The sequence below is a fragment of the Pseudomonas inefficax genome (assembly GCF_900277125.1).
In the GTDB taxonomy this organism is placed as follows: domain Bacteria; phylum Pseudomonadota; class Gammaproteobacteria; order Pseudomonadales; family Pseudomonadaceae; genus Aquipseudomonas; species Aquipseudomonas inefficax.
This window is the reverse complement of record NZ_OPYN01000026.1, coordinates 1-1924: the sequence shown is the minus strand read 5'-3', so window position 1 is coordinate 1924 and position 1924 is coordinate 1. Positions and strand designations below refer to the sequence as shown.

The window sequence follows — 1924 nt, the reverse complement described above, 5'->3', positions numbered from 1 at the left end:
GCTGCCACGCGCCGCGCGCATCGGCCTGCCGGCGTACAGCAACGAAGTGATCCTGATGCTCAAGGCCAGCGCCCTGGCCAGTACCGTGACCCTGCTGGAACTGACCGGCATGGCCCGTACCATCATTGCCCGCACCTACCTGCCGGTGGAGATCTTCTTTGCCGCCGGGGTGTTCTACCTGGTGATCTCGTTCGTGCTGGTGCAGGGCTTCAAGCTGCTGGAGCGCTGGTTGCGGGTGGATGCGTGCCAGGGCCGCTGACACCACTTAGCCTTCTTCGCGGGTAAACCCGCTCCCACAGTGTCTCCACAGCCCTCAAGCTGTGCACTATACCTGTGGGAGCGGGTTCACCCGCGAAGAGGCCCTAAAACCCAACACACTTCTCCCCATGCCCAACCACCTCCACAGCCCCCACCTAAGCACCCGCTTCCAGGCCCTCGACCAGTTCCTGATCGAGCACCAACAGCTGTGGAAACCCCGCCCCTTCACCAGCCTGCAGCTGGACTGGGAACCCGCCCACCCCGAGCTTGCCGCCCATCTGCGCCAATGCTCCCTGGCAGACGCCGAAACCGACAGCACCGCTGCCCCGTTGCCCGCCCCATTCCCGCAACTGGCCCAGCAAGCCCGACAGCTTTCGGCCGTCGGCAGCCTCCCGGAAACCGCCCTGCCCCCTGCCGCGCACCGCCTCGACGTCGCCGTCCCCGGTCGCAAATGGCAGCAGATCGAAGCCTTCGCCAGCCACCTGGCCTTTCGCGAACAGCCCCATCACTGGCTGGACTGGTGCTCCGGCAAAGGCCACCTAGGCCGCCGCCTGCTGCAACCCGGCCAACACCTGACCTGCCTGGAATACGACGCCGAACTGGTCGCTGCCGGCCAGGCCCTGAGCGCGCACCACCACTTGCCGGCGCAGCATGTGCATCAGGATGTGATGGCCAAAGACAGCGCCCGCCACCTGGCTGGCGACAAAAGCGTGGTCGCCCTGCACGCCTGTGGCGACCTGCATGTGCGCCTGATGCAACTGGCCAGCCAGCAAGGGTGCCGGCAGCTGGCCGTGGCGCCCTGCTGCTACAACCGTATCGCAGCGCAGCAGTACCAGGCGTTATCCACAGCAGCCCAAGCCTCCAGCCTGCGGCTGTCACTGGACGACCTCGGCCTGCCCCTGAGCGAAACCGTTACTGCCGGCGCCCGCGTACGGCGCCAGCGCGACACCTCAATGGCCCGGCGCCTGGGCTTTGACCTGCTCCAGCGTCAGCAGCGCCTGACCGACGAGTACCTGCCGACACCGTCACTACCCGTGGCCTGGCTGGAGAAGCCCTTCGAGCAGTACTGCCGCGACCTGGCCGAACTCAAGCAATTGCAGCTAACTGGCAAACCGGACTGGTCCGCCCTGGAAGCCGCCGGTTGGCAGCGCCTGGCCGAAGTCCGCAACCTGGAGCGCGTGCGCAACCTGTTCCGCCGGCCACTGGAGCTGTGGCTGGTACTCGATCGCGCCCTGTTCCTCGAAGAACAAGGCTACAACGTGCGCCTTGGCCTGTTCTGCGACTACCCACTCACCCCGCGCAACCTGCTAATCCTTGCCGAACGCGACCGTTAGCCGCAGCACAACCTGTGGATAACTCTGTGAACAAGCTTGTGATTACCTGTTGGATCCAAGCGCTATTTCAAGCGTTTGGCTTATTCCGGCTTGTGCGTCAAGGCCAGTAAAAACAGGCGTTTGCGCAAAGACCGGCGGTGTAGCGGTCCGGCATGCCTTTCGCGCACGTCGTCTATGCCACTTCTGCATAATCATTTCTTGTGGTTGGAGTTAGAGCTGCATCCCCGCTCTTTTGTAGGAGCGGCCTTGTGTCGCGAAAGGGCTTCAACGCAGCCCCAGCGATCTCTGCACCTACGCCAAAAACGGGGGACCGCTTTGCCGCCCATCGCGAC

1 protein-coding gene and 1 pseudogene are annotated in these 1924 nt (G+C 64.4%); both read left to right on the top strand.

The window, feature by feature from the left end:
• A pseudogene (locus JV551A3_RS02915) lies at window positions 1-259 on the top strand (ABC transporter permease); the annotation flags it as partial.
• 127 nt (window positions 260-386) lie between these two features.
• Entirely contained in the window at window positions 387-1592 is a 1206-nt protein-coding gene (locus JV551A3_RS02910) for a methyltransferase (protein ID WP_133978314.1), read from the top strand.
• Window positions 1593-1924: the final 332 nt, after the last annotated feature.